This window comes from Thiohalobacter sp. IOR34, from assembly GCF_030406045.1.
Taxonomy (GTDB): Bacteria; Pseudomonadota; Gammaproteobacteria; order Thiohalobacterales; family Thiohalobacteraceae.
In genome coordinates, this window is record NZ_CP128988.1 from 518,593 (window position 1) to 541,996 (window position 23,404).

A 23,404-nucleotide genomic window follows, 5' to 3' on the forward strand; every position below is an offset into this window, starting at 1 on the left:
ATCAACCGATCAGCGCCAGACCGAGCAGCAGGCCGAACAGCAACTGGAGCTGGGCGGTGCGGGCCAGCAGGCGGTTCAGGCCGGTGTCGATGGGGGCGCGCCACAGCATCCGGATCAGCCACAGTGCCATCGGCAGCGCCAGGCCGGTCAGCCAGAGCGCATCGCCGGTCAGCCGGTGCAGCGGCAGGATCAGCGCGAAGGGGAGCAACAGCAGCAGTGCATAGAGCAAGCGGACGGACGGCCGGCCGAGGGTCACCGCCAGGGTGTGCTTGCCGGCGCGGCGGTCGGTTTCCAGATCGCGGTAGTTGTTGACCAGCAGCACCGCGGCGGCGATCAGCCCGACGGCGCCACCAGCCAGCAACGCATGGGCCGAGACGCTGTAGGTCTGGAGGTAGCTGCTGCCTGCGACGGCCGCGATGCCGAAGAAGAGGAGGACGAAAAGTTCGCCCAGCGGGGTGTAGGCGATGGGTTTCGGGCCGCCGGTGTAGGCGTAGCCGGCCGCCAGCGAGACCAGTCCCAACAGCAGAATGGGCCAGCCGCCGACCCGGACCAGGTAGGCGCCGAGCAGCAGGGCGGCAGCGAAGCTCAGGTGGGCGCCCATCCTCACCCGTGCCGGACTGAGCCAGCCCTCTGCCGTCACGCGCCTGGGGCCCAGCCGGTCCGGCCCGTCGGCACCGCGCTCGAAGTCGGCGGCGTCGTTGTGCAGATTGGTGCCGGCCTGGATCAGCAGCGCGGCGCCTAGCGCGGCCAGCAGTGGCCCCCAGGCGAAGGCCCGCTGCTCGGCCCAGGCCAGCGCGGTGCCGACCAGCACTGGGGTCACCGCGAGGCTCAGGGTCTTTGGCCGGATGGCCAGCAGCCAGATTTTGAGTGGATGGTTCATGGATACGAAAAAATCCTTAGCCCGTATATTGCACGAAGGATTCGAGTTTCAGGGCGAATCTGGCCAAGCAGTTTGTTCGATCGCCCGCCGAAGCATAGCCGTCGCTATGGTTCAAGGGGGATCGGGCAAAATGCGACGCCAGATTTGGTCTGAACTCGAATAGGCACAAACTGTAACAGGGCACAATTGTTCGCAGAGGGAATCACTGCCTTGATAAATACCGGAAAAATTACGCTTTCAAGGCCGCCTTCGTGCAATATGCGGGTTAGCCACGGAACACACGGAAAATTTTACCCGGACCCCACGCGAAGCGAGGCTCTGAAAAACATGGATCTTCGTCCGTGCCTTCCGTGTTTTCCGTGGCTATCTCTCTATAACTTTTCGCGGATTTCGTGGGTTTCGTGGCCCTATTTGGATATTCAGGGACGGCGCGGGAAGCGGCCGAAGTCGGGATCACGCTTCTCCAGGAAGGCGTCGCGGCCCTCCTGGCCCTCCGCGGTCATATAGAAGAGGGCGGTGGTGTTGCCAGCCAGTTCCTGGATGCCGGCCAGGCCATCGGTATCGGCGTTGAAGGCCGCCTTCAGCACCCTGAGTGCCGTGGGCGAGAGCCGCAGCATTTCGTGGCACCAGGCAAGGGTTTCCTCCTCGAGCCGCTCCAGCGGCACCACGGCGTTGACCAGCCCCATCTCCAGCGCCTGCCGGGCGTCGTACTGGCGGCACAGGAACCAGATCTCCTTGGCCTTCTTGAGCCCCACGGTACGGGCCAGCAGGCCGGCGCCGAGCCCGGCATCGAAGCTGCCGACCCTGGGTCCGGTCTGACCGAAGCGGGCGTTGTCGGCGGCGATGGTGAGGTCGCAGACCAGGTGCAGCACCTGGCCGCCGCCGATGGCGTAGCCGGCCACCATGGCCACCACCGGCTTGGGCAGGCGGCGGATCTGCATCTGCAGGTCGAGCACGTTGAGGTGCTGCACGCCCCGGCCGTCCTTGTAGCCGCCCGCATCGCCGCGCACCTTCTGATCGCCGCCGGCGCAGAAGGCCTTGTCGCCGGCGCCGGTGAGGATGATGGCGCCGATGTCCGGATCATGGTGGGCGTGGTGGAAGGCGCGGGCGAGTTCCTCGATGGTCTCCGGGCGGAAGGCGTTGCGCACCTCGGGCCGGTTGATGGTGATCCTGGCGATGCCGTCGAGGTGGTGGTAGAGGATGTCCTGGAATTCCAGGCCGTTCACGGTCTGCCAGTGCATGGGGTGCCCTTTTCTGGATCTGCGGGGGACGCCGTAGCATACCCCAAGGCGGGAGGGCCAGGACAGGCCAACTGCACCAAGGCGGCCTGCATGATCGGCATTTGAGCGATTATACAAGCAAGCTCGAGGTGGTCTTGAGAGAGGGCTGTTTGGACGGGGGTTGTCTTGTGCCTCGATCGCGGCCTGGAGGCCGCTCCTACGGGGCGTGGCGGCACAATGTGTTGTAGGAGCGGCCTCCAGGCCGCGATTGGGCGGGCGATGCCCGCCACATTTGCCGCAGCGGGCTGACCGGGCTTGCAGGCTAACCCGCATATTGCACCAAGGATTCGATGCTCAGGGCGAATCCGCCAGCGCCGCCCAGTAGGCGCGGCGGCGGTCGAGGCTGAGTTCGGGGTCGACGATCGCCTCGATGAGTCTGACACCCTCCGTCTCCCCTGCCTCCCCCAGCGCCTGTTCGAAGGCGGCGGCGTCAGCGACGCGCCAGAAGGGCAGCCGGTGGCAGCGGGCCACCTCTGCCACCTCCAGGCCGGGGGGTGTCAGCCAATAGGGGGCGAACTCCGGCAGGCCGGCCTGCGGCAGCTGGCGGAAGATGCCGCCACCACCGTTGTTGATCACGATCAGGGTGGCGTCGATGTTGCGGGCACCAAGCAGGCTGGCGTGGTCGTGGGCAAAGGCCAGGTCGCCGATCAGGCCGGTGACCGGTGCTGGCGCGGCGGCGGCCAGGCCGAGCAGGGTGGCGATGTTGCCGTCGATGCCGCTCGCGCCGCGGTTGGCAAGCAGCCGTAGCGGCCGCGGGCCGCTGCCGGAGAAGCTGTCCAGGTCGCGGATTGGCAGTGAGTTGCCGGAGAACAGCCAGGCGCCGCCCGGCAGCCTTTCCAGCAGCCGTGCCAGCAGGGGCGCCTCGAACCAGTCGTCCGCCTTGGCAAGCTCCGCAGCCAGCCCTGCGGCGCGGGCTTCCTCGGCGAGAAAGGCCCCTGTCCAGTCCGTCCTCGCGGAGGCCTGGAGGCGTTCGGCGAGCGCCCGGCAGAAGCCGGCCGGGCTGGCGCGGACCATCTCGCCGACGCGGTGCAGGGGATCGGGCCAGCGGCCGTGCGGTTCGACCAGGATCAGGGCTCCGGGGGCGAGGCCCTCCAGGTAGTCCAGCAGAGCACGGGAAACCGGCATGGCGCCGAAGCGCAGCACCCAGGCCGGCCGGTGGCGGCGGTGGAAGGTGTCGCGGCGCAGGAAGGCGTCGTAGTGGCAGAGCACCCGGCGGCGGTCGTGGGAGCCGAAGCGCAGGCCGGACAGGGGGTCGGCCAGCAGGGGGCAATCGAGGTGTGCCGCCAGGGTGGTGACGGCCGCGGCGAAGTCCGCCTCGAAGTCACCGGGACCGCAGACGATCAGGCCGGGATGGCCGCTGAGACGTTCCACCACCCGGGCCAGCTGTTCCTCCGGCACCCGCAGCTGCGGACGCGCTACGGGCACGGCCGGGCCCGGTGCATCGAACCTCACCCCTGCCCCGGGCACCAGCGGCTCGCGGAAGGGCAGGTTGACATGGACCGGGCCGGGCAGCGGCCACTGTGCCTGGTGGGCGGCGTGCACCCCGAGGGCACGCGCCTGGTCGAGGGTCTCTGTGGCGGGCACGCCTGCCTGATGGAAGCCGCGCACCGCCGTCCCGAACAGGCGCAGCTGATCGACGGTCTGGTTGGCGCCGCAGTCCTGCTGTTCCGGCGGACGGTCGGCCGACAGCAGCAGCAGCGGCACGCCGGCCCGGTCGGCCTCGATCACTGCCGGATGCCAGTGCGCGGGTGCGCTGCCCGAAGTGGCGACCAGCGCCACCGGTCGCCCCTGGGCACGGGCCAGGCCGAGGGCGAAGAAGGCGGCACTGCGTTCATCGATCTGAAGGTGCGTCTCCAGACCGGGGTGGCGGATGGCGGCCAGGGTGAGGGGGGTGGATCGGGCGCCCGGCGAGATCACCAGGCTGCCGGTCCCGGCCGCGGCCAGGCCGTCGAGCAGGGCGTAGGCCCAGCGCAGGTTGAGTGCGGCCCTGTCTGCCGACGGGGCGTTCATGAGCCCTGGGCGCTCAGGCATCGCGCCGCTCCCGCCTCGCCATGCAGGACCTCCAGCATGGCCTCCAGCTTCATCTCGGTCTCACGCAGTTCTGCCAGCGGCTCAGAGTCGGCGACGATGCCGGCGCCGGCGAACAGGGTGGCATCGCAGCCCTGGAGCAGGGCACAGCGCAGCAGCACGGCAAGCTCGCCGTCGCCACCAGGTTCCAGCCAGCCCGCGCCGCCACTGTACCAGCCGCGGGCCAGATCCTCGTGGCGCCGCAGCCAGTCGCAGGCTGCAGTGGTGGGGGTGCCGGCAACCGCCGGTGTCGGGTGCAGTCGGGCGGCGGCGTCCAGCAGGCCGATGCCAGGACGCAGTCGCCCGCGGATGCCGGTCCAGAGGTGCTGCAGGTTGCGCAGGCGCACGACTTCCGGTTCGCCGCTGGCGTCGACGGTCTCGCAGAGGGGTTCCAGGCTGCGGCGGATGGCTGTCACCACCAGGGCGTGCTCGTGGCGGGCCTTCTTGCTGTTGCGCAGGCGCAGGGCGAGCAGGCGGTCATGGTGCGGGTCGATGTCGCGGCCTGTGGTGCCGCCCAGGGCATCGCAGCGCAGCACGCCGCCCTGCAGGCTGAGCAGCCGTTCGGGGGTGGCGGAGATCAGCGTCTGCTTCCCCAGGTGGACGGCCAGCAGGGTGCAGTCGGGATAGAGCCGAGCCAGGCGCCCGAGCAGGACCGGGGCCTGCCAGGGGTGGCGGCTGCGCAGGCGCAGAGCGCGGGCGGCGACCACCTTCTCCAGCCGTCCGGCGCGGATGTCGGCGGTGGCCTGCTGGACCAGCTGCAGCCAGGCGCTATCGCTGGCCGCCCGGTTCAACTCGCACAGGGGGGCGGTCGGGTTGGCCGTGGCCGCCGGGGCCAGCAGCGGTGTCAGGGTGTCCAGCCAGCCCTCGATCAGCCGCTGCGGCCGGGCCAACTCGCTGCGGCGGGCGCTGAAGGTCAGGCTGCCGTGGCCGTCTTGCCACTGCAGCAGCAGGCTGGGAATCTGCAGCAGGCTGTTGGGCAGCCCCTGCCAGGCATCCCCGGGCGTTTCCCCGGGGTCGAAGGCAAAGGCGCAGAAGGCGGCCGGGCGGTGGCCGCTGTGGTCGGGATCGATCCAGCACCAGTCCCGCCCGGGCAGGGCTGCGGCCAGATCCCGGAAGCGGCCAGGTCCCTCGCTCCTGACCGCCAGCGTTTCACCCAGACCGAGCCGGTAGCGGCCCTCGGCCGGCCGGGCCCAGTAGAGGTAATGCCCTGTCAGGGGTGGCAGCCGGCGCGGGTCGAGGTCAGCCGTCGTCAGGGTGATGCTCAGCAGGCCGCTGTCGTTGCCGCTGCCGTCGAACACGGCGAGCTGCCGGGTCAGACGTCTCTGGAGCACTTGCCGGAAGCGGAGAGGGTTGAGGGTCTGGGGCATGGGGTGTGACGAAAGCGGTGACGGGGCCTCATTCTACCGGCAGCAGGGCGAAAATGCTGCCTGCCATGGCCTGCCGCCTCCCGTTGCGGTTTGAACGCCCGGGCTGCTTTTCCGGCTTCCCCCTGCACAGCGAATTCCTGGTGCAATAGGCGGGCACGGCTGGGCAGGCCCTTGTGGTGAGGTACGCTTTGCGCCTGTTCGACTGACTCCGCGCATTGCCCGCCGTGGATCCCGTCCAATCGCGGCCTGGAGGCCGCTCCTACATCAGATTGTGCCGCCATGCCCCGTAGGAGCGGCCTCCAGGCCGCGATCGAGGCAAAGGGCTAGTCGCCCGCTTGCCGCCGGGGGGTGAGGCGCCGGCGCGCCTCCTGCTCGAAGGCGGCCAGCAGCCGGCGGTTGCTCCATTGGAACCAGCGTTGCAGCAGGCCGTCGAGCAGGGGATTGCGGGCCTGGCCCTCGGCCGTGAATTCGAGGCGGCAGCCCTCGCCCACCGGGTCGAGACGCCAGTCGATGGCCACCCGCACGGGCGCCCCCTGGGGGCTGCGGATGTGGATGGCATGCGGTGGATCGAGCCGGGCGATGGTGTCCAGCTGCAGTCGGGCCGGACCCATGCCCAGGGTCTGGGTGACGTACAGGGTATCGCCCTGGCGGCGGGTGATGCGGGCGTCGAGGTAGCCGGGGACGAAGCGGGGGTAGCTCTCGATATCGGCGATCAGCGCGAACAGCGCGTCGGGGGCATAGGGCAGCAGGCGGCGTTCACGGCAAAGACTCATGGTACTGGCAATGCCCGGATGCCGGGCCGCAAGGCGGCCGGGCGTCGTGCGCTACCGGCCGCGGTTGAAAGGGGGCATGGAGGCGCGCCGGCCTCCCGCCGCATCAGGAGGACATCACGTCGGCGTGGAGGCCCATGCTGGAGAGCTGGCTGAGGATACCCATCGGCAGGCCTTCGTGGGGTTCGTATTCGACCAGCAGGTCGTGGGGCTCCTTTTCGTTCACCTCCACGTCCGTCACGTGCGACAGCCGGCTCAGCTTGCGGCCGATGGCATCGAGTTGCCTGGCGTCGAGTTCCTCGTCGATATGAATGTAGACCGTGTGCATCATCATCCTCCTGCATCTGGGTGTCCTTTGACGGCATGGAGCTGTGTCCACATGCCCCATCCATTCCTATAGTTCAGGCTTGCAGAGGGGTCAAGGCGGCGGGAGCATCAGGCATCCTCGTATTCCACGCCAGTGATGAGGTAGCGGCACTCACCCTGTGGCGTGTGCACCCGGATCTCGTCGTCGACGGCCTTCTTCAGCAGTGCCTTGGCGAGAGGTGAGTCCAAGCTGATCCAGCCCTGTTCCGGATCGAATTCGTCCGGCCCGACGATGCGGTAGCGGTGTTCGCTGCCTGCCGCGTCTTCCAGTATCACCCAGGCGCCGAAGAACACACGGCTGCGGTCGCTGGGCAGGGTGTCGACCACTTTCAGTGTCGGCAGACGCTTCTGCAGATAGCGTATCCGCCGGTCGATCTCGCGCAGCTCCTTCTTGCGGTAGATGTATTCGGCATTCTCCGAGCGGTCGCCTTCGGCGGCAGCCGCGGCCAGTGCCCGGGTGACGCCGGCGCGGCGTTGCCAGAGTGCCTCCAGCTCGGCCTCCAGACGGCGCCGGCCGGCGGCGGTGATATAGGGTGCGCCCTGTGGCGCAGGGGGACGATAGCGGCCCATCGAGCTGTTCTCCACAGTGTGCGCGGGAGTATAGACGCCGGCGCGGGGAAGGCGGAAGGCAGGGGGCAGTACTGCAATGGGTCCGATTGGCCGGTGGTAAGATGGCCCAGTTACTAAGACAAACGATAACAAAGCCTCATTCAGAGCTTGCCAGGCGCCCCGGATCAAGGCGTGCTCCGCAGGGAATGGCCCGCCCTTGCCAAGGGGCACAACGCAGAGCCGGGGCGCCTGGCAAGCTCCCTGCGGGCGGGCCTCTGGACGGCCATCCGCAACGTTGCAATGGCTTGACAGGGAATCACCCTGCCGGCGCCATTGCGCCTTGCGGGCTGATCGACCAGAGACCCGCTGAATGAGGCTTTGTTATCGTTTGTCTTAGTACTAGTGGGAGAGCGACCATGCCCGATTCCGACTCCCCTGCCGAACTGAGCGCCGCCCTCGATGGCGCACGGCGTCGCGCCGCCGCGGCCGGTCACCGACTGCCGGTGCTGATCGCCGGCGGGGCGGACGACTGCCGGCGGCAGGCGCAGGCGCTGCTGGCCGGGATGACGGGGCAGGCGCTCGCCTGGTATGGCGGCGAGGCGCCGTCCCAGGTGCCGCAGATCGCGCCCGGCCAGGCCCGCGGCCGCCTGGGCCAGGCGCTGGACGTGCTGGTGTTCGATGCCCACCAGGGTTTCGACCCGGATGCCTTCGGGGCCCTCTGCGGGACCCTGCGGGCGGGTGGTCTGCTGTTACTGCTGACGCCGCCGCTGGAGACCTGGCCGGCACGGCCCGATCCGGCCTGTGCGCGCATCGTGCCCGCGCCCTTCGGTATCGCCGATGCCGGTGGACGCTTCCTGCAACGCCTGGTGCGCCTGATCCGCAGTGAGCTAGGGCTGATGCGGATCGAGGACGGCCGGGTACTGCGCCTGCCGGCGCTCCCGGCGCCGGCTCAGGCCGCGGCGCCGGTGGATGATGGCGACTGCCTGACGGCGGATCAGCAGCAGGCCGTGGCCGCCGTGATCCAGGTTGCCCACGGCCATCGGCGCCGGCCGCTGGTGCTGGTGGCGGACCGTGGCCGCGGCAAGTCGGCCGCCTTCGGCATCGCCGCGGCGCGGCTGTTGCGCGACGGATTGGAACGGGTCCTGGTCACCGCCCCCCGCCCGGCGGCGGCGGAGGCGGTTTTCGAGCAGGCCGCGCGACTGCTGCCTGGGGCGGTCGGCAGCGGCGGGCGGCTGGAATGGGAGGGCCGGGTGCTTGAATTCGCTGCCCCGGATGCCCTGCTGCGAAAGCCACAGCAGGCGGGTCTGCTGCTGGTCGACGAGGCGGCCGCCATTCCCACGCCCATGCTCAGCGACCTGCTGCAGCGCCATGCGCGCATCGCCTTTGCCACCACGGTGCATGGCTACGAGGGGACGGGACAGGGGTTCAGCCTGCGTTTCGCCCGGGTGCTCGATCGCCGCACCCCTGGTTGGCGGCGGCTGGAGCTGCGTGATCCGGTCCGCTGGCAGGCGGGCGATCCCCTGGAGGCCTTCGTGTTCCGCGCCCTGCTGCTGGATGCGGCGGCCGCGCCCGGGGATGAGCTGGCGGCCGGCAGGCTCGGGCCGGTGGAACGGCTGTCGCAGGACGAGCTGGCCGCCGACGAGGCGCTGCTGGGCGAGGTGTTCGGGCTGCTGACCCTCGCCCACTACCGGACCCGGCCCTTCGATCTGCGCCAGCTGCTGGATGCCCCCGGTCTGTCCGTGTTTGTGCTGCGCAGTAACGGCCGAGTGGCGGCCACGGCCCTGCTCACCACCGAGGGTGGCTTCGATGCCGACACCGCCCGGGCCGTCTGGCTGGGCGAACGCCGGCCTCATGGTCACCTGCTGGTCGAATCCCTGGCCGTTCACCTGGGATTGCGTGAGGCGCCGGAACGGCGGGCGGCGCGCATCCTGCGTATCGCCGTCCATCCCGCGCTGCAGGGGCAGGGGCTGGGCAGCGCACTGCTTGCCGGCATCGTCGACTGGGCGCGTGAGGCCGGCCTCGACCTGCTCGGGGTCAGTTTCGGACTGACCCGGCCACTGCTGCGTTTCTGGCGCCGCGGTGGCTTTTTGCCGGTACGGATCAGCGTGCGCCGCGGAGCGGCCAGCGGTGCCCATTCGGTGCTGCTGCTGCACCCCCTGTCGCCGGCCGGCGAGGCCCTGGCCGGAACGGCGAGGGAACGTTTCGCCGTCCAGCTGCCGCAGCAGTTGGCCGATCCCCTGCGCGATCTCGAACCCCGCCGGGCGGCGGCCCTGCTCTGCGGATTGTCGCTGCGGGACACCGAATTGACGGCGGCGGACCTGGAGGACCTGGCCGCCTTCGCCTATGGGCGGCGCGCCTGTGCCTCCACCCTTGGGCCATTGTGGCATCTGGCGCTGCGCGCCCTGTCCGATCCCGCGCTGGCGGCGCGCCTGGAGCCTGTGCTGCGCGATGCGCTGCTGGCCAAGCTGTTGCAGAAACGCGACTGGGCGTCGATCGGTGTCGTCTGCGGGGTGCGCGGTAGGGCCGAGGGGGAGGCGCTGCTGCGCCGCGCGGTGCGGCAGGTGCTGGAGGCGGGGGGCATGAGGGGCTAGGAGTCAGGAGTCAGAAGTCAGAAGTTAGGGGTCGGGGTCAGAAGTCGGAAGCAGGGCGGGCACTGCCCGCTCCCATCCAGCTCCGGGCTTCTGGATTCTAACATCACGCCAATCGCGGCCTGGAGGCCGCTCCTACCACATTGTGCCGCCATGCCCCGTAGGAGCGGCCTCCAGGCCGCGATCCCCGGCGGGTCCAGCCACGCCATCATCCGGGGGCCTGCTAGAGCCTTTCAAGCAGCCGGTCGGCGACCCGGAAGGCGTTGGCGTAGATGGTCCAGGTGTAGGGGACGCTGCCGCCGGTGGGCATGAAGCTGCCGTCGGTGACATAGAGGTTGTCGACGTCGTGCACCCGGCAGTCGGCGTCGAGCACCGAGTGGCGGGGGTCGTTGCCGAAGCGGCAGCCGCCGGCGACCAGGTTCTGCGGCGGGCTGCCGCTGACGCTGGAGCGGACCGCGTCGGCGCCCATGGCGCGGAGTACCTCTTCCGCGCGTTCGGTGAGATAGGCGCCGATCTTCAGGTCGTGGGGATGGTAGCCGAGCCGTACCCGGGCCACCGGGGTGCCCCAGCGGTCCTTCACCTGCGGGTCGAGACTGACGAAGCAGTCGTCGGTCGGCAACCAGTCGCAGAACACCTCGAAGCGCAGCTGCTGGGCCTCGGTGAACAGGGTTTGCAGTTGCCTCTGCAGTGGCCGGCCCCATTGCAGGCGATCGTCGTCGCCCCACTTGGCACGCATCGCCCGGGCGATGGGGTTGGGGTGGCGCAGCAGGAAGTCGATGGTGCCGCCCTTCAGCCGGCTACCGAGGGCACTGTCCTCGACCACGTACCAGTCCTGCAGCCCGCGGTTGACGAAGGGGCCGCGGCGCTTCAGCGCCGCGGCCTGTTCCGGGTCGAGGCGGTCATAGCGGAACTCGGCGGTGCCGACGCCACCGGCCGAGAACAGCAGATTGCGGCCGACCTGCCCCTGGTTGTTGCCGAGCCCATGGGGATGGCGCGGGCCGGGGGAGCCAAGCAGCAGCCGGGCCGTCTCGATTGCCTGGCAGGCGACCACGAACAGCCGGGCCCGCGCCTGCCGGCGATTGCCCTCGGCATCGAAATACTCGGCGGCCACCACCCGGCCGCGGCCGTCGCTGCGCAGCCGGTGGACCTTGGCCCGGGGCCGCACCTCGCAGCGGCCGGTGAGCAGGGCACGGTTCAACAGGGCGGCGCGGGCGCTGCCCTTGGCGCCGCTGGAACAGCCGTAGCTGCCGCAGTAACCGGAGTATTCGCAGCTGCGCCGCCCCTCGACCGGGCGCGAGAGGATGGCGCGGGGCGTCGGCAGCGGATGCAGACCAAGGTCGCGGCAGGCGGCGTCGATACGCGCCGCAATGGGGTGCTCGGCGGTCGGCGGGAAGGGGAAGTCGGGGGTGGAACGCGGTTCGGCGAAGGGGTGCGGCACCACCCGCCCGGAGATGCCGACCTCGGTCTCCACCCGGGTGTAATAGGGCTCCAGGTCCTCGTAATCGATCGGCCAGTCGGCCAGGTTGGCGCCCTCGATGGGGCCGAACTCGGAACGCAGCCGGAAGTCGATGGGCTTCAGGCGGTAGAAGAAGCCACTCATGAAGTTGGACGAGCCACCGACACAGTTGCCGTTCCAGAAGTCCCATCCGGATTCCGCGGTCGGCATGGCCTGCCAGCCGCCGTCGCCGTCCGCTTCCTCCAGCACGTGCTGTTCTTCCTCCAGGGGCGGGGTGTAGACGCTGCGCCTGCAGCAGGCCAGCTCGTCCTTGTAGAAGTCCTGTTCGGTGAACCAGGGCCCCTTCTCCAGTACCAGCACCCGGTGGCCGGCGCGCGCCAGCTGCAGGGCCACGGGACCGGCTCCGGCGCCGCTGCCGATGATGCAGATGTCGAATGCGCCGTTCATCCCTTGTGCCGACTGAAGCGACGGGCTGCGAGCTGGAACCAGCGCTTGTCCGGCATCGGCGTCGGGTAGCCCGGCTGGTGTTCAAGCCAGCGCCAGCCGCTGCCATCCGGGTTGCCGCCGTAGACGGGGTCGGCGAGCAGCGCCTCCAGCAGGTAGTCGAGCAGCAGCGACAGCCAGCGGCTGCCGGCCCGGCTACGCTCGATGCGGCGCAGCAGGGTCTCGCGTCCGGCCGCGTCGAGCTGGGCGAAGTCCCGCTGCCGGGTCTTGCGGGCAAGATCGTTCAGCCAGCCGGCGCCGTCGCGGACGAAGGCCAGGTCGGCGCCGGCTGCGGCGGGGTTTTCCAGCGCCTGGCGGAGGTAGCGCAGGGCGCCGATCTCCCGTGCGCCGGGGATCCCGGGGCCGGGTGGGAAGAGCTGTGCCTGGACCGCGGCCAGGGTCCGCCAGGGTTCCTCGGCCGGCATCGGCTCCGCGTTGGCGCGCAGTGCGGCCAGTGCGGCGGGAGGACAGGCCGCGGCCAGGCCGCCGAGCAGGCCGAGGCGGCTGATGAATTGGCGGCGGCTGAGGCAGGGTTTGTTCATGGACGGTCGTTCCGGGGGCGTGGCGCCAGCCCCAGTATAGGGCATCCGGGTGGCGTCGCGTCCAGCGGCGCGTGGTGGTAAACTTCCGCCATTTTTACGCCGGCCCCGGAGTGGCTGGAAGAGCCGGTTTGCAACCCAAGTAACGACAGGAGACGAAGCAGATGAGCAAGAAGTGGTTTTCCCTGGCCGCTGGTGCGGCGCTGGCCCTCTCGGGCGCCCTGGCCCATGCCGATGGCGAGCAGCTGTTCAAGGCCAAGTGCTTCATGTGCCACGGCACGGGCGCTGCCGGCGCCCCCAAGATCGGTGACAAGGCGGCCTGGGCGCCGCGCATCAAGACCGGCATGGATGCGCTGATGAACAGCGTCATGAACGGCAAGAACGCCATGCCGCCCAAGGGCACCTGCATGGACTGCTCCAAGGAAGACCTGCAGGCTGCCGTGGAGTATCTGATCTCCCATTCAAAGTAAGCAGTCCGGCCGTTCCCGGCGATCGTCGGGAACGGCCATTCCCTTTTCCCCTCCATTTCCTCCCGTTGATCGCCCGTTGCCAGGGCGGGTCATTCGGCCGCCGCTGGTTCAGACGGCTGCAGGACACGACGCCGCAGGCTGCCGATGCGGCGCAGATAGGGTTTGCCCTCGAGAACCCCAGCGGGCAGGGCGCGGCGTGCCCTCTCCGCCCGTTGCCGGTCGGGGTAGGGTCCGAGCAGCAGGGCATGCCAGCTCTGGCCGCGGCTGTTATAGCTGCAGACGATGCCGGGCGATGGCAGTGGATGGCGGTGCAGGAAGGCGTCGATCGATCGCCGCTGGTGGCTGGCCATGAGTTGGATGGCGTAGTCCGTGGCTGCAGCTGTCTTCAGCCAGGACCGGCAGTCCGCGTTTCCACTCGCTTCCGGCTTGCCTGTCGGTCGGATTGCGGTCGGTTCAGGCGGCGCGGCCAGCTTCTCGAGTACCGCCTGGGCCAGCGGATGCCCTTTGGCCGCGGCTTCCCGGTACCAATGCAGGGCCTGGTCCATGTCCTTGTCGACGCCGGATCCGAAACGCAGGGCAGTGGCCAGGTTGTACTGGGCCGGCGGGAAGGCCTGCTCGGCTGCCTTGCGCCACCAGTAGACCGCCATGCCCGGGTCGCCCGGCAAGCCGCGGCCGTTCCTGTAGCTGTTGCCGAGGTTGTACTGGGCCGGCGCGAACCCCTGTTCGGCAGCGAGCAGGAACCAGTAGTTGGCCTCCTCGAAGCTTTGTTCGACCACCACGCCCTCGAAGTAGAGCATGCCCAGACCGAAGCGGGCATTGGGATCGCCCTTCTCGGCCAGGGGTTGCCAGAGTTGCAGGGCGCGTTCGGGATCCCCTGCCTCCAGGGCAAGCACGCCTCGTTCGAAATCGTCGACCGCCGGCAGCGAGGGGCTGGCGGCGGCAAGCAGGCCGCCGAGCAGCAACAGGAGGATGGAGCGGAGGGTTTCGCAGCCGGGGTACACGCCGGCCATTATCCGGCCCGCTGGTCCGTTGGGCAAAATTCTCCCGCCGTGCTGGTCGCCGGCCGCCGTCAGTCCAGCAGATTGCAGATCATCTGGCGGACGGTGCTGGCATCGAAGGGCTTGTCGCAGATGCCGGAGACGCCGGCCTGCTGCACGGCGGCAAGGCGCCCGCTGTCGCCCTCGCTGGTGACCATGAGGATGGGGATGCCGGACTGGCTGCTGTGTTCGCGGATGTAGCGGGTCAGCATCTCGCCGTCCATCTCCGGCATGTTGTAGTCGGTCACCACCAGATCGAAGAACTTCGACTGCACCATTTCCACTGCCTGGCGGCCGTTCTCGACGCTGGTGATGTCATGGATGCCCAGGGCGTTGAGGATGCGGATGATGTACTTGCGGGCCATGGGGCTGTCGTCGACCACCAGGGTGCTGAGATCCTCCAGCTCCGGTTCCGCCAGCGCCTGCTCGTCCAGGGTGATGAATTCCAGGCTGGTGTTCAGGGCGCGCTGCAGCTCCTCCGGCAGGAAGGGCTTGGGGAGGATGGCCACCACCCCCGCCTGACGGACGGGATCGAGCATGGCGAACGAGGTCTCGCTGGAGATCAGCATGAAGGACAACGCCTCCAGTGCCTCGTCCTGGCGCAGTGCCTGCAACAGTTCCGAACCGGTCATGTCCGGCAGATACATGGCGCTGATCACCAGGTCGGGTTGATGGCGCCGACAGTAGTCGATGGCCTCGCTGCCGCTGCCCAGGGTCTGGATCTGGCTGACGCCGGCTGCGCTCAACTGGCGGCTGATGATCTGGGCCTGCACGGCCGAGGGTTCGACGAGACTGATGGACAGATCCTGGATGGTGACGCTGTGCATGGTTGCTCCCTGCATGTTCCATGGTTAGAGATCGGCGCCGGGGAGATAAAGTTGAGGGACATGAGCAGAGTTCCCTTTCTGCAGCCGCTCGCCATACCACTTAGCCCGGATATTGCACCAAGGATTCGATGCCGAGGGCGAGGCTGGCAAGGCAGCCTGGGTGATCGTCCGAAAAGTCATGGCCGTTGCTATGGCTTGAGGAGGATCGCCCGAGATGCGAAGCCGGAGTCGGCCTGACATCGAATAGGCACAAAGTGTACCCCGCCGTGAGGAGCCATTTGCGAGCCTCCCGGCCTTGTATGTCAGTCTGCACGCCGATCATGCGGGCCGCCTTGGTGCAATATCCGGGTTAGAGGTGGTCGAAGAAGGCGCTTTCCTCGGGGCTCAGGCCCTCTCCATTCTTCTCGCCGGGATGTTGGCAGGGGGAGGCGGGGCCTGCGGTCACCATGGGGACGGCGGCGGGCTCGATCAGCAGGGCCGGTTCGCCGTCGACCTCCAGCAGCCGGCAGCTGCGCCATTCGAAGCCGCGCAGCTGGCTGAGCAGACAGTTGCCGGCCGGCGGTTCCGGAGAAAGGATCAGCAGCCGCGGCGGTGTCGAATCGTCCCCGGTTTCGCGCGCCACCTGGTCGAGGGCGATCAGGCCATTGAGCAGGGCGCGGTTGGCATCCTGCAGGTCGAAGCAGGCCAGGCACTGGCCACGGCCGCATTCGATCAGCAGGCACTGCTCGGTGTCCAGGGTCGGCATGGGCTGGATTCGGGCATCGTTGCCGAACAGGCGCTGCAGGTTTTCCGTCAGCAGCTGGCCGAGACGTGCCGGTTCCAGTTGTTCGATGGGGCGGATTTCGTGGCTCATGGTGGCGGCTGTCTGCGGTAGCGGTAGACGGGGTGTGCCGGGTCGGCCTGTTCGCGCAGCCGCCGGCCGAGGCGTTCGAGCTCGGCTTCGTCGCCGGCGCGGCTCTCCGGCAGACAGCCGAGGAAACCCAGTGGCAGGTCGCGGAAGCGCAGCAGGCCGACTGCCAGGCGACGGTAGAGACGCCGGGCGGCAGGGTCGTCGCGCGCCCCGCAGAGCAGCAGGCTGGCTGCCAGGGGCGGGGGGCCGGGGCGCGTCTTGAGGCGCGCATAGGCGTGGCGGATGCCCGGCAGGCTGGCATGGGCGATCAGCAACAGCAGGTTCGAAGCCTCGGCCCGCTCCGGCTCGGGCTGCAGCTCGAACCGCCAGCGGGGAACGCCCGCTCCGCCCTGGTCGAGTTTCTGTTGCAGCCGGTCGAGCAGGCGCCGGGCGGCGGCGGTGTAGTGGGCGGCTTCCCGGTTGGCGTCCAGGGCGATGAGGACCGGCAGGTGGCGTTCCGCGGGCGCGGCAGCCGCGGGCAGTTCGCCGAGGAAATGGTGGCTGATGCGTTCCAGGGCCTCGGGCTGCCGGGATGCCGGGCGCCAGGCGGGATTGAGCAGGGACTGTTGCTTCATGGCATTCAGACTCGTAGCAGGGAGTTGCTGCCTCCCAGGTAGTTGGGGGTCTCCAGGGGATTGCCCGGATCCGGTTGCCAGACGCCATCGATGATGACCCGGTATTCGTAGGCACCGGGGGGGACACGCAGTACCTTGTGCAGACTGCCGTTGAGGTGCACGGTCTCCACGTTGCGGTCCGGTATCCAGTCGTTGAAGTCGCCGGCGATCTGGATCCGCCGGTTGCCGGCATCGTCGAAGTGCAGCACCACCTCGCGTTCGCTGCCGGCGGGGCAGGTTTCGCCGATCCGGCTGCGCCGTTCGCCGAAGGGCAGCTCGCTGCAGAGTTCTCCCGCCAGCCGCTGGAAGTCCTCACAGACCCCGGAGCGCGGGGCGAACTCGGTCAGGGACAGGCCCCGGCAGGCCGCCTCGCGGACGCGCACCGTAGGGCGGATGCGGCTCTGGCAGAGCATGGCCGGCAGACGCTGTTCGAGGCTGTCGAGCAGTTCCCGGGCGAGTCGGGTGCGCAGGTCGAACATGTTTGCCAGCAGGCGGATGGGAATATCAACCTGGTAGCGGTTCTTCAGCAGCTGCAGGGTTTCACGCAGCCGTTCCACACCATCCAGCGCGAACAGGCTGGGTTCGATGGGAATCAGGACCAGGTCGGCGGCACGCAGGGCGTTGATCGACAGCAGGCCCAGGGAGGGTGGGCAGTCGATGAGGGTGAAATCGTAGTCCCCGGCCACCGTGGCCAGGGCCTGATCCAGCAGGCGGTCGCGTCCGGGGTGATCGGCGAAGCGTTGTTCCACGCTGGCCAGGGAGAGGGTGGCCGGCAGCAGATCGGGGCCGCTCCCGGCCCCGGCCCGGATCAGCTCGGCCAGCCGTCGGTGGCCCTCGAACACGGCGTCGAGGCCCGGCTGATCCTGTCCGCACTGGCCGAGACCCAGGCTGGCGTGGCCCTGGGGGTCGAGATCGACGAGCAGCACCCGCGCACCCTGGCGGGCATAGGCGGCGGCCAGGTTGATGGCCGTGGTGGTCTTGCCGCAGCCGCCTTTCTGATTGGCAATGGTGAGGATGTTCATAGCGGTCTTGCCCTCCCCGGCCGCCCGGCGGCGGCCTGCGCTGACGCCCGGCAGCGGGGCGTCCCCTCCGTCCGCCCCGGGCGGTGTGGCCCAGTATGCCGTTCCCTGGCTGTCATCCATCGTTTAGCCCGCCGTCCCCTGCCGTTGGGGGAGCGGGAAGAGTTCGGCCTGTTCCGGCGGTGCCTCGCCACGCTGGGCGGCCTCGACCTCCTGGATGAAGCGGGCCACCGGCAGCACCCATTGCTGGCCGCTGAGGGCATCGAAGGCGCCGTCGTCGTGGATCACCAGCACCACCTCCCCGGTCACCACCAGGGACAGCTCGTGCAGCGGCTGGCGGACCTGGGGCAGGAAACGGGTCAGGGCCTGCACGCAGTGGCGGATCCGCTGCACCGAGACCCCGGCGTCGCGCAGTTGGCGGGCGGTCTTCAGGGCCAGCAGATCGGTGAAACTGTAGCGGGCGTGGCCGCCGGCGGTGCGGTGCGAGGGGGAGAGAAGCCCTGTCTCGCGCCAGTAGCGGAGTTGGCGTGGGGTCAGGCCGGTGATGCGGCTGGCCTGTCGGCTTGAGACACCCTGTTTCAGCAAAGGCTGCTCTCCTGGGTGGAGTCGGGGCATGGACCCGAATCAGGGCCTGTTAACACGATCCCAATGGGTCCTGTTGCGCCCGAAAAAGCGCCAATCAAGGCGCGAGGAGAGCGGTTTGGTGACTCCAGATGAACGACGAGCAACGCGGAGTGGCGCTTTTTCAGGCGCAACCCGCAGGGCAGGGCTCTTTTCCCGCCCAGCGGCGTTATCATTCGCTCATGCAGATTGACTACACCCCGCTCATTCTGCCTTGCTGGACGAAAAAAGAGTCCCAGCAGAACCCATTGGGATCGTGTTAACAGGCCCTAGGACAAGTCTTGCAGAGGAATGCCGTCTGTCAAGGAAATGTGGACAAAAAATCTTAAAATTGTCCATTTTTCACCGAGACCCTGTCGGGCGGCGGCGCTGAGGGCCTGGCGTTTGGGGCGGGACGGTCGTAGCCTCGGGGAACAGGTGGGGATCATGGGCCGATGAACAGACTGTGGTGGATAGTGGCTTTGGCCCTCTGGCTGGGGATGGCGGCGGGGCAAGCCCTGCCGGCAGGGGACGACGACTGGGATCAGGACTTCTGGACCTTCGACGACCGCCCCCTGCCCGAACCGCTCAGCTATCCCGACTGGTTCAAGCTCAGCTTTCTGGACTTCCGCGACGACGTGCTGGAGGCCATGGAGGCCGGCAAGCGGGGCCTGATCATCTATTTCGGGCAGAAGGACTGTGCCTACTGCAAGGCCCTGCTGGAGAAGGACTTCGGCAAGCCGGACATTGCCGCCTACACGCGGCGCTATTTCGACGTGGTGGCAGTCGACATCCATGGCGACCGCAGCGTGGTGGACATCGAGGGACGGGAGGCGACGGAGCGTGAGTTCGCTGCCCGCTATGGCATCAACTTCACGCCCACCCTGGTGTTCTACGATGTCGGAGCCAAGGAGGTCTTCCGCCTGCAGGGTTTCTACCCTCCCTACAAGTTTCGCGCCGCCCTGGAATACGTGGCCGACGCGCACTATCTGGAGGAGAGTTTCCGCGACTACCTGGCCCGGGCTGATGTGCCACTCAGCTTTGCCGAAGGCGAGCTGAACATCGACCCCCTGTTTCCCTCGCCGCCGCATGTGCTGGATCGCAGCCGTCTGCCGGGTGAGCGCCCGCTGATCGTGTTCTTCGAACAGCCGGACTGCCATGCCTGCGACATTCTGCACTCGGGGCCGCTGCGCGAGCCGGCGATCCGCCGTCGCCTGGCCCGCTTCGACCTGGCGCAGCTCGACATCTGGGCCGACACCCCCGTCATCACCCCACGCGGCAAGCGCACCACGGCGCGCGCCTGGGCGGAAGATCTGGGGCTGTTCTACACGCCGACCCTGCTGTTCTTCGACAAACGCGGACGGGAGATCCTGCGGGTCGACTCGGTGATCCAGTTCTACCGGCTGCGCAACCTGCTCGACTACGTGCTCTCCGGCGGTTACCGCGATTACCCCAGCTTCCAGCAATGGCGCGCCCGCGGGCGGCGCTGACCGCCACGGAACACGAAATAGCCACGAAACCCACGAAATCCACGAACGGGATTTGATGGGGTGGGGCCCGCGCTTCGCGCGCGGCCCTTGGGATTATTGGAAATTTTCGTGGGTTTCGTGGCTATAGATTCCCGTCCATACTTTCCGTATGTTCCGTGGCCATCCCGGGACCGCGCGGCGGGGGATGCTAGAATGCCCGGCCCATGTCCGACCGCGATGCCCTGAACGAATTCGAGAACCGCCTCGCTGATTGCCTGCTGCGCGACCGTCCCGCGCTGCGCCGGCGTCTGGCCGGGCTGCGGCGGCGGCTGCGGCAGGGGAAACCCGTCGGCCGCGGGCGGGCGGCCCTGGAAAAGGATCTCGCCGCCTCGGGTGCCGAGTGCGAGCGCCGCCGGGCGCGCCTGCCGCGGCCGGAGTATCCGCAGGACCTGCCCGTGGTGCAGCGCCGTGCCGACATCCGCGCCGCCATCGAGGCCAACCAGGTGGTGATCGTCTGCGGTGAGACCGGCTCCGGCAAGACCACCCAGTTGCCGAAGATCTGCCTGGAGCTGGGCCGGGGCGTGGCGGGCATGATCGGCCACACCCAGCCGCGGCGCATCGCCGCGCGCAGCCTGGCGGCGCGCATCGCCGAGGAGCTGGGCAGCGAGGTCGGCGCCGCGGTGGGCTTCAAGGTGCGTTTCAGCGACAGGGTGGGCGAGGGCAGCTTCGTCAAGGTGATGACCGACGGCATCCTGCTGGCCGAGACCCAGGGTGATCCCGAGCTGCTGGCCTATGACACCCTCATCATCGACGAGGCCCACGAGCGCTCGCTGAATGTCGACTTCCTGCTCGGCTACCTGAAGCGCCTGCTGCCGCGCCGTCCCGACCTGAAGCTGATCATCACCTCGGCGACCATCGATCCGGAACGCTTCTCGAAGCATTTCGACGATGCTCCCATCGTCGAGGTTTCCGGCCGCACCTGGCCGGTGGAAATCCGCTACCGCCCACTGCGCGGCGAAGACGAGGACGAGCGGGCGCGCGACCGCGGCCAGGCGCTGCTCGACGCCATCGACGAACTGGCGGCCGAGGGGCCGGGCGATGTGCTGGTGTTCCTGCCGGGCGAGCGCGACATCCGCGAGGCCGCCGAGCTGTTGCGCAAGCACCATCCGCCCGCCACCCGCATCCTGCCGCTCTACGGCCGGCTGTCGGCCGCCCAGCAGGCCGAGGTGTTCGCGCCCCACTCGGGACGGCGCATCGTGCTCGCCACCAACGTCGCCGAGACCTCGCTGACCGTGCCCGGTATCCGCTACGTGGTCGACACCGGGCTGGCGCGCATCAGCCGCTACAGTTACCGCACCAAGGTGCAGCGGCTGCCCATCGAGCCGATTTCGCAGGCCTCCGCCAGGCAGCGCGCCGGGCGCTGCGGGCGGCTGGGCCCCGGTATCTGCATCCGCCTCTACGACGAGGATGATTTCAACGCCCGGCCCGCGTTCACCGATCCGGAGATCCTGCGCACCAACCTGGCGGCGGTCATCCTGCAGATGCTGAGCCTGAAGCTCGGCGACATCGAGGACTTCCCCTTCGTCGAGCCGCCGGATGCGCGTTTCATCCGCGACGGCTTCAAGCTGCTGCACGAACTGGGCGCGGTCGATGCCGCCAACGCCTTGACCGGCATCGGCCGCCAGCTGGCACGCCTGCCGGTCGACGTGCGCCTCGGCCGCATGATCCTGGCGGCGCGCGACGAGGGCTGTCTGCGCGAGGTGCTGGTCATCGCATCGGCGCTGGCCGTTCCCGACCCGCGCGAGCGTCCGCTGGACAAACAGCAGGTCGCCGACGAGAAGCACCGCGCCTTTGCCCACGAGCAATCGGACTTTCTCGGTTTCGTAAACCTATGGGACTTCTACCATGAGCAGGCGCGGCATCTCTCGAAAGCCAAGCTGCGCAGGCTTTGCAAACAGCATTTCCTCTCCTGGCTGCGGATGCGCGACTGGCACGATGTCCACCAGCAGCTCACCAAGCTGGTCAAGGACATGGGCTTCCGTATCAACCAGGTCGCGGCGGACTACGGGGCGGTTCATCGGGCCTTGCTGACAGGCCTGCTCGGCAACATCGCCTTCAAGCGCGAGGGGCATGAATACCTGGGCGCGCGCGGCATCAAGCTCCATGTCTTTCCCGGTTCGGCGCTGTTCAAGAAGCCGCCCAAGTGGATCGTGGCCGCCGAGCTGGTCGAGACCCAGCGCCAATACGCCCGTACCCTGGCGCGCATCGAGCCCGAATGGGTGGAGCGCCTTGCCGGGCACCTGGTCAAGCGCAGCTACAGTGACCCGCACTGGGAAAAGAGGCGCGGCCAGGTGGTCGCCTTCGAGCGCACCACCCTCTATGGCCTGGTGTTGACCCCGCGGCGCAAGGTCGACTTCGGCCGCATCGATCCAGTGACCGCGCGTGAACACTTCATTCTCGGTGCCCTGGTGCGTGGTGAATTCCGCGCCCGGCTGCCCTTCCTCGACCATAACCGGCGGCTGCTGGAGGAGGTGGAAACGCTGGAGGCCAAGTCGCGCCGCCGCGACCTGCTGGTCGACGAGACCCATCTGTGCCAGTGGTTCGACGAACGCGTGCCGCGGGACATCTGCAGCGCCGCGGGGTTCGAACGCTGGTACCGCAAGGCGGGGGAGGCCGAGCGTCAGGCGCTGCGGCTGGATCGCGAGGTGCTGATGCGGCATGAAGCGTCGTCGGTGACCGAGGCCGGCTTTCCGGCCGTGCTCGAGGTCCAGGGCCTGCGGCTGCCGCTGGCTTACCACTTCGAGCCCGGTCACGCGGATGACGGTGTGACGCTGCGCGTGCCGCTGGCTGCGCTCAACCAGCTCGACCCGGCGCGGCTGGAGTGGCTGGTGCCGGGACTGATCGAAGAGAAGGTGACCCAGCTCATCAAGTCGTTGCCCAAGGTCTATCGGCGCCACTTCGTGCCTGCGCCGGATTTCGCCCGTGCCGCCCTGCAGGCGATGCCGGCGGGCGAGGGGTCGCTGCTGGAGGCGCTGGCCGCGCAGCTCGCGCGCATGACCGGTGTCGAGCTGCCCCCGGATGCCTGGCGGCCCGAACGGCTGCCGCTGCACCTGTTCATGAACATCCACCTGGTCGACAGCCAGGGCCGGGTGGTGGCGCGCGGCCGCGATCCCGATCACCTGAAGCGCGAGGTCGGGGCCGAGGCGGCGCAGGGTTTCGCCCGCCTGCCGACGGCGGATTTCGAGCGCGAGGACGTACGGTGCTGGGACTTCGGCGAACTGCCCGGGTTCATCGAGTTGGAACAGCAGGGCGTGCGTCTGCGCGGTTATCCGGCACTGGTGGTCGAAGGCGAACGGCTGGCGTTGCGGCTGCTCGATAATGAAGGCCGCGCCCGGGCCGAGCATCGCCGTGGCTTGCTGCGGCTGTTCGAAATGTCGCATTCCAGGACGGTGAAATACGTGGAGAAGAATCTGCCGGGCATACGCGAGATGTGTCTGCACTATGCACCGGTCGGACGCTGCGAGGATCTGAAACGGGATCTCGTCCGCCGGGCGGCATCGCTGGTGCTGCTGGAGAAGGGGGCCGACATCCGCGATGCGGCGACTTTCGAATCACGCGCCTGCGAGGCGGAACGGGATCTGCCCGCCGTCGCCAACGAACTTTGCAAACAGGTTGGTGCGGCCCTGGCTGAATATCATGCCCTCAACCGGCGGCTCAAGGGCGGCGTCCCGCCGCAGTGGCTGGTGGTGATGAGCGAAGTGCGTGAACAAATGGATCATCTGATCGGCAGGGATTTCGTCACCGCCACGCCCAGGTCACGGCTTGCTCATCTGCCACGCTACCTCAAGGCGATCCGCCTGCGGTTGGACAAGCTGGAACGGGATCCGGCCCGCGACCGGCGGCTGGCCGCGCAGGTGGCGCCCCACCGGGAACGTTGCAAGGCGCGGCTCGAGGCCCTGAGCCCCGGCGAGGCGCCCGATCCCGCCTTCGAGCGCTACCGTTGGCTGGTGGAGGAGTTCCGGGTATCGCTGTTCGCCCAGGAGCTGGGTACGGCGGAAAAGGTCTCGGAAAAACGCTTGGAAGCGGCCTGGAAAGAAGTGTGATGGCCACGAATCCCACGAAAATCTCCAATGT

Annotated in this window: 20 protein-coding genes; 5 read left to right on the forward strand and 15 right to left on the reverse strand. The window is 68.6% G+C overall.

The features are described 5' to 3' along the window. Window position 1 precedes the first annotated feature (1 nt). From QVG61_RS02455 to greB, 7 genes are all read right to left on the reverse strand, one after another. Window positions 2-880, reverse strand: a complete 879-nt coding sequence (locus QVG61_RS02455) for a 1,4-dihydroxy-2-naphthoate polyprenyltransferase (protein WP_289931741.1) — start codon at window positions 878-880, stop codon at window positions 2-4. 419 nt (window positions 881-1,299) lie between these two features. Continuing rightward, window positions 1,300-2,121, reverse strand: coding sequence for a 1,4-dihydroxy-2-naphthoyl-CoA synthase (menB, locus tag QVG61_RS02460; protein ID WP_289931742.1), 822 nt, complete (start codon window positions 2,119-2,121; stop codon window positions 1,300-1,302). A gap of 333 nt (window positions 2,122-2,454) precedes the next feature. Next, the gene (gene menD / locus QVG61_RS02465) at window positions 2,455-4,191 is read right to left on the reverse strand and encodes a 2-succinyl-5-enolpyruvyl-6-hydroxy-3-cyclohexene-1-carboxylic-acid synthase (protein ID WP_289931743.1); all 1,737 of its coding nucleotides are present in this window, start codon (window positions 4,189-4,191) and stop codon (window positions 2,455-2,457) included. Then, window positions 4,167-5,558 carry an isochorismate synthase gene (locus QVG61_RS02470; protein ID WP_289931744.1) on the reverse strand — a complete coding sequence of 464 codons (1,392 nt, stop codon included), beginning with the start codon at window positions 5,556-5,558 and terminating at the stop codon, window positions 4,167-4,169. The genes menD and QVG61_RS02470 overlap by 25 nt, the downstream gene beginning before the upstream one ends. A gap of 359 nt (window positions 5,559-5,917) precedes the next feature. Beyond that, window positions 5,918-6,367, reverse strand: coding sequence for a type II toxin-antitoxin system RatA family toxin (locus QVG61_RS02475; RefSeq protein ID WP_289931745.1), 450 nt, complete (start codon window positions 6,365-6,367; stop codon window positions 5,918-5,920). A gap of 103 nt (window positions 6,368-6,470) precedes the next feature. Next, window positions 6,471-6,698 (reverse strand): hypothetical protein, encoded by a 228-nt coding sequence (locus tag QVG61_RS02480; RefSeq protein WP_289931746.1) that lies wholly within the window; start codon window positions 6,696-6,698, stop codon window positions 6,471-6,473. A 101-nt stretch (window positions 6,699-6,799) separates the two neighbouring features. Then, window positions 6,800-7,300, reverse strand: coding sequence for a transcription elongation factor GreB (gene greB / locus QVG61_RS02485; RefSeq protein WP_289931747.1), 501 nt, complete (start codon window positions 7,298-7,300; stop codon window positions 6,800-6,802). Window positions 7,301-7,695: 395 nt separating this feature from the next. Here greB and QVG61_RS02490 point away from each other — a divergent pair, with 395 nt between their 5' ends. Continuing rightward, complete coding sequence (locus tag QVG61_RS02490) at window positions 7,696-9,870, forward strand: GNAT family N-acetyltransferase (RefSeq protein WP_289931748.1); 2,175 nt, start codon at window positions 7,696-7,698, stop codon at window positions 9,868-9,870. A gap of 220 nt (window positions 9,871-10,090) precedes the next feature. Here QVG61_RS02490 and QVG61_RS02495 read toward each other — a convergent pair whose 3' ends face one another. Both QVG61_RS02495 and QVG61_RS02500 read right to left on the reverse strand, forming a co-directional pair. Then, window positions 10,091-11,770, reverse strand: a complete 1,680-nt coding sequence (locus tag QVG61_RS02495) for a GMC family oxidoreductase (RefSeq protein WP_289931749.1) — start codon at window positions 11,768-11,770, stop codon at window positions 10,091-10,093. Further along, window positions 11,767-12,348, reverse strand: coding sequence for a gluconate 2-dehydrogenase subunit 3 family protein (locus QVG61_RS02500; protein WP_289931750.1), 582 nt, complete (start codon window positions 12,346-12,348; stop codon window positions 11,767-11,769). Before QVG61_RS02500 ends, QVG61_RS02495 begins: the two co-directional genes overlap by 4 nt. A gap of 161 nt (window positions 12,349-12,509) precedes the next feature. Here QVG61_RS02500 and QVG61_RS02505 point away from each other — a divergent pair, with 161 nt between their 5' ends. Further along, entirely contained in the window at window positions 12,510-12,815 is a 306-nt protein-coding gene (locus QVG61_RS02505) for a c-type cytochrome (protein WP_289931751.1), read from the forward strand. Between the two features lie 89 nt (window positions 12,816-12,904). Here QVG61_RS02505 and QVG61_RS02510 read toward each other — a convergent pair whose 3' ends face one another. From QVG61_RS02510 to QVG61_RS02535, 6 genes are all read right to left on the reverse strand, one after another. Continuing rightward, the gene (locus tag QVG61_RS02510) at window positions 12,905-13,816 is read right to left on the reverse strand and encodes an SPOR domain-containing protein (protein WP_289931752.1); all 912 of its coding nucleotides are present in this window, start codon (window positions 13,814-13,816) and stop codon (window positions 12,905-12,907) included. Between the two features lie 68 nt (window positions 13,817-13,884). After that, complete coding sequence (locus QVG61_RS02515) at window positions 13,885-14,679, reverse strand: response regulator (protein WP_289931753.1); 795 nt, start codon at window positions 14,677-14,679, stop codon at window positions 13,885-13,887. 349 nt (window positions 14,680-15,028) lie between these two features. Then, window positions 15,029-15,532 carry a hypothetical protein gene (locus QVG61_RS02520; RefSeq protein WP_289931754.1) on the reverse strand — a complete coding sequence of 168 codons (504 nt, stop codon included), beginning with the start codon at window positions 15,530-15,532 and terminating at the stop codon, window positions 15,029-15,031. Next, window positions 15,529-16,143, reverse strand: a complete 615-nt coding sequence (locus QVG61_RS02525; RefSeq protein WP_289931755.1) for a hypothetical protein — start codon at window positions 16,141-16,143, stop codon at window positions 15,529-15,531. Before QVG61_RS02525 ends, QVG61_RS02520 begins: the two co-directional genes overlap by 4 nt. Before the next feature lie 5 nt (window positions 16,144-16,148). Further along, window positions 16,149-17,204, reverse strand: a complete 1,056-nt coding sequence (locus QVG61_RS02530; RefSeq protein WP_289931756.1) for an AAA family ATPase — start codon at window positions 17,202-17,204, stop codon at window positions 16,149-16,151. A gap of 123 nt (window positions 17,205-17,327) precedes the next feature. Beyond that, window positions 17,328-17,786, reverse strand: a complete 459-nt coding sequence (locus tag QVG61_RS02535) for a helix-turn-helix domain-containing protein (protein WP_289931757.1) — start codon at window positions 17,784-17,786, stop codon at window positions 17,328-17,330. A 128-nt stretch (window positions 17,787-17,914) separates the two neighbouring features. On the opposite strand from QVG61_RS02535, the gene QVG61_RS02540 reads away from it, so the two are divergent. The 3 genes from QVG61_RS02540 (at window position 17,915) to hrpA (ending at window position 23,373) form a co-directional block, all read left to right on the forward strand. Next, on the forward strand, window positions 17,915-18,085 hold the full coding sequence (locus tag QVG61_RS02540; RefSeq protein WP_289931758.1) for a hypothetical protein: 171 nt from the start codon (window positions 17,915-17,917) through the stop codon (window positions 18,083-18,085). Between the two features lie 171 nt (window positions 18,086-18,256). Next, window positions 18,257-19,291 (forward strand): thioredoxin fold domain-containing protein, encoded by a 1,035-nt coding sequence (locus QVG61_RS02545; RefSeq protein WP_289931759.1) that lies wholly within the window; start codon window positions 18,257-18,259, stop codon window positions 19,289-19,291. A gap of 203 nt (window positions 19,292-19,494) precedes the next feature. Then, complete coding sequence (hrpA, locus tag QVG61_RS02550) at window positions 19,495-23,373, forward strand: ATP-dependent RNA helicase HrpA (protein WP_289931760.1); 3,879 nt, start codon at window positions 19,495-19,497, stop codon at window positions 23,371-23,373. The last annotated feature ends 31 nt before the right edge of the window (window positions 23,374-23,404 follow it).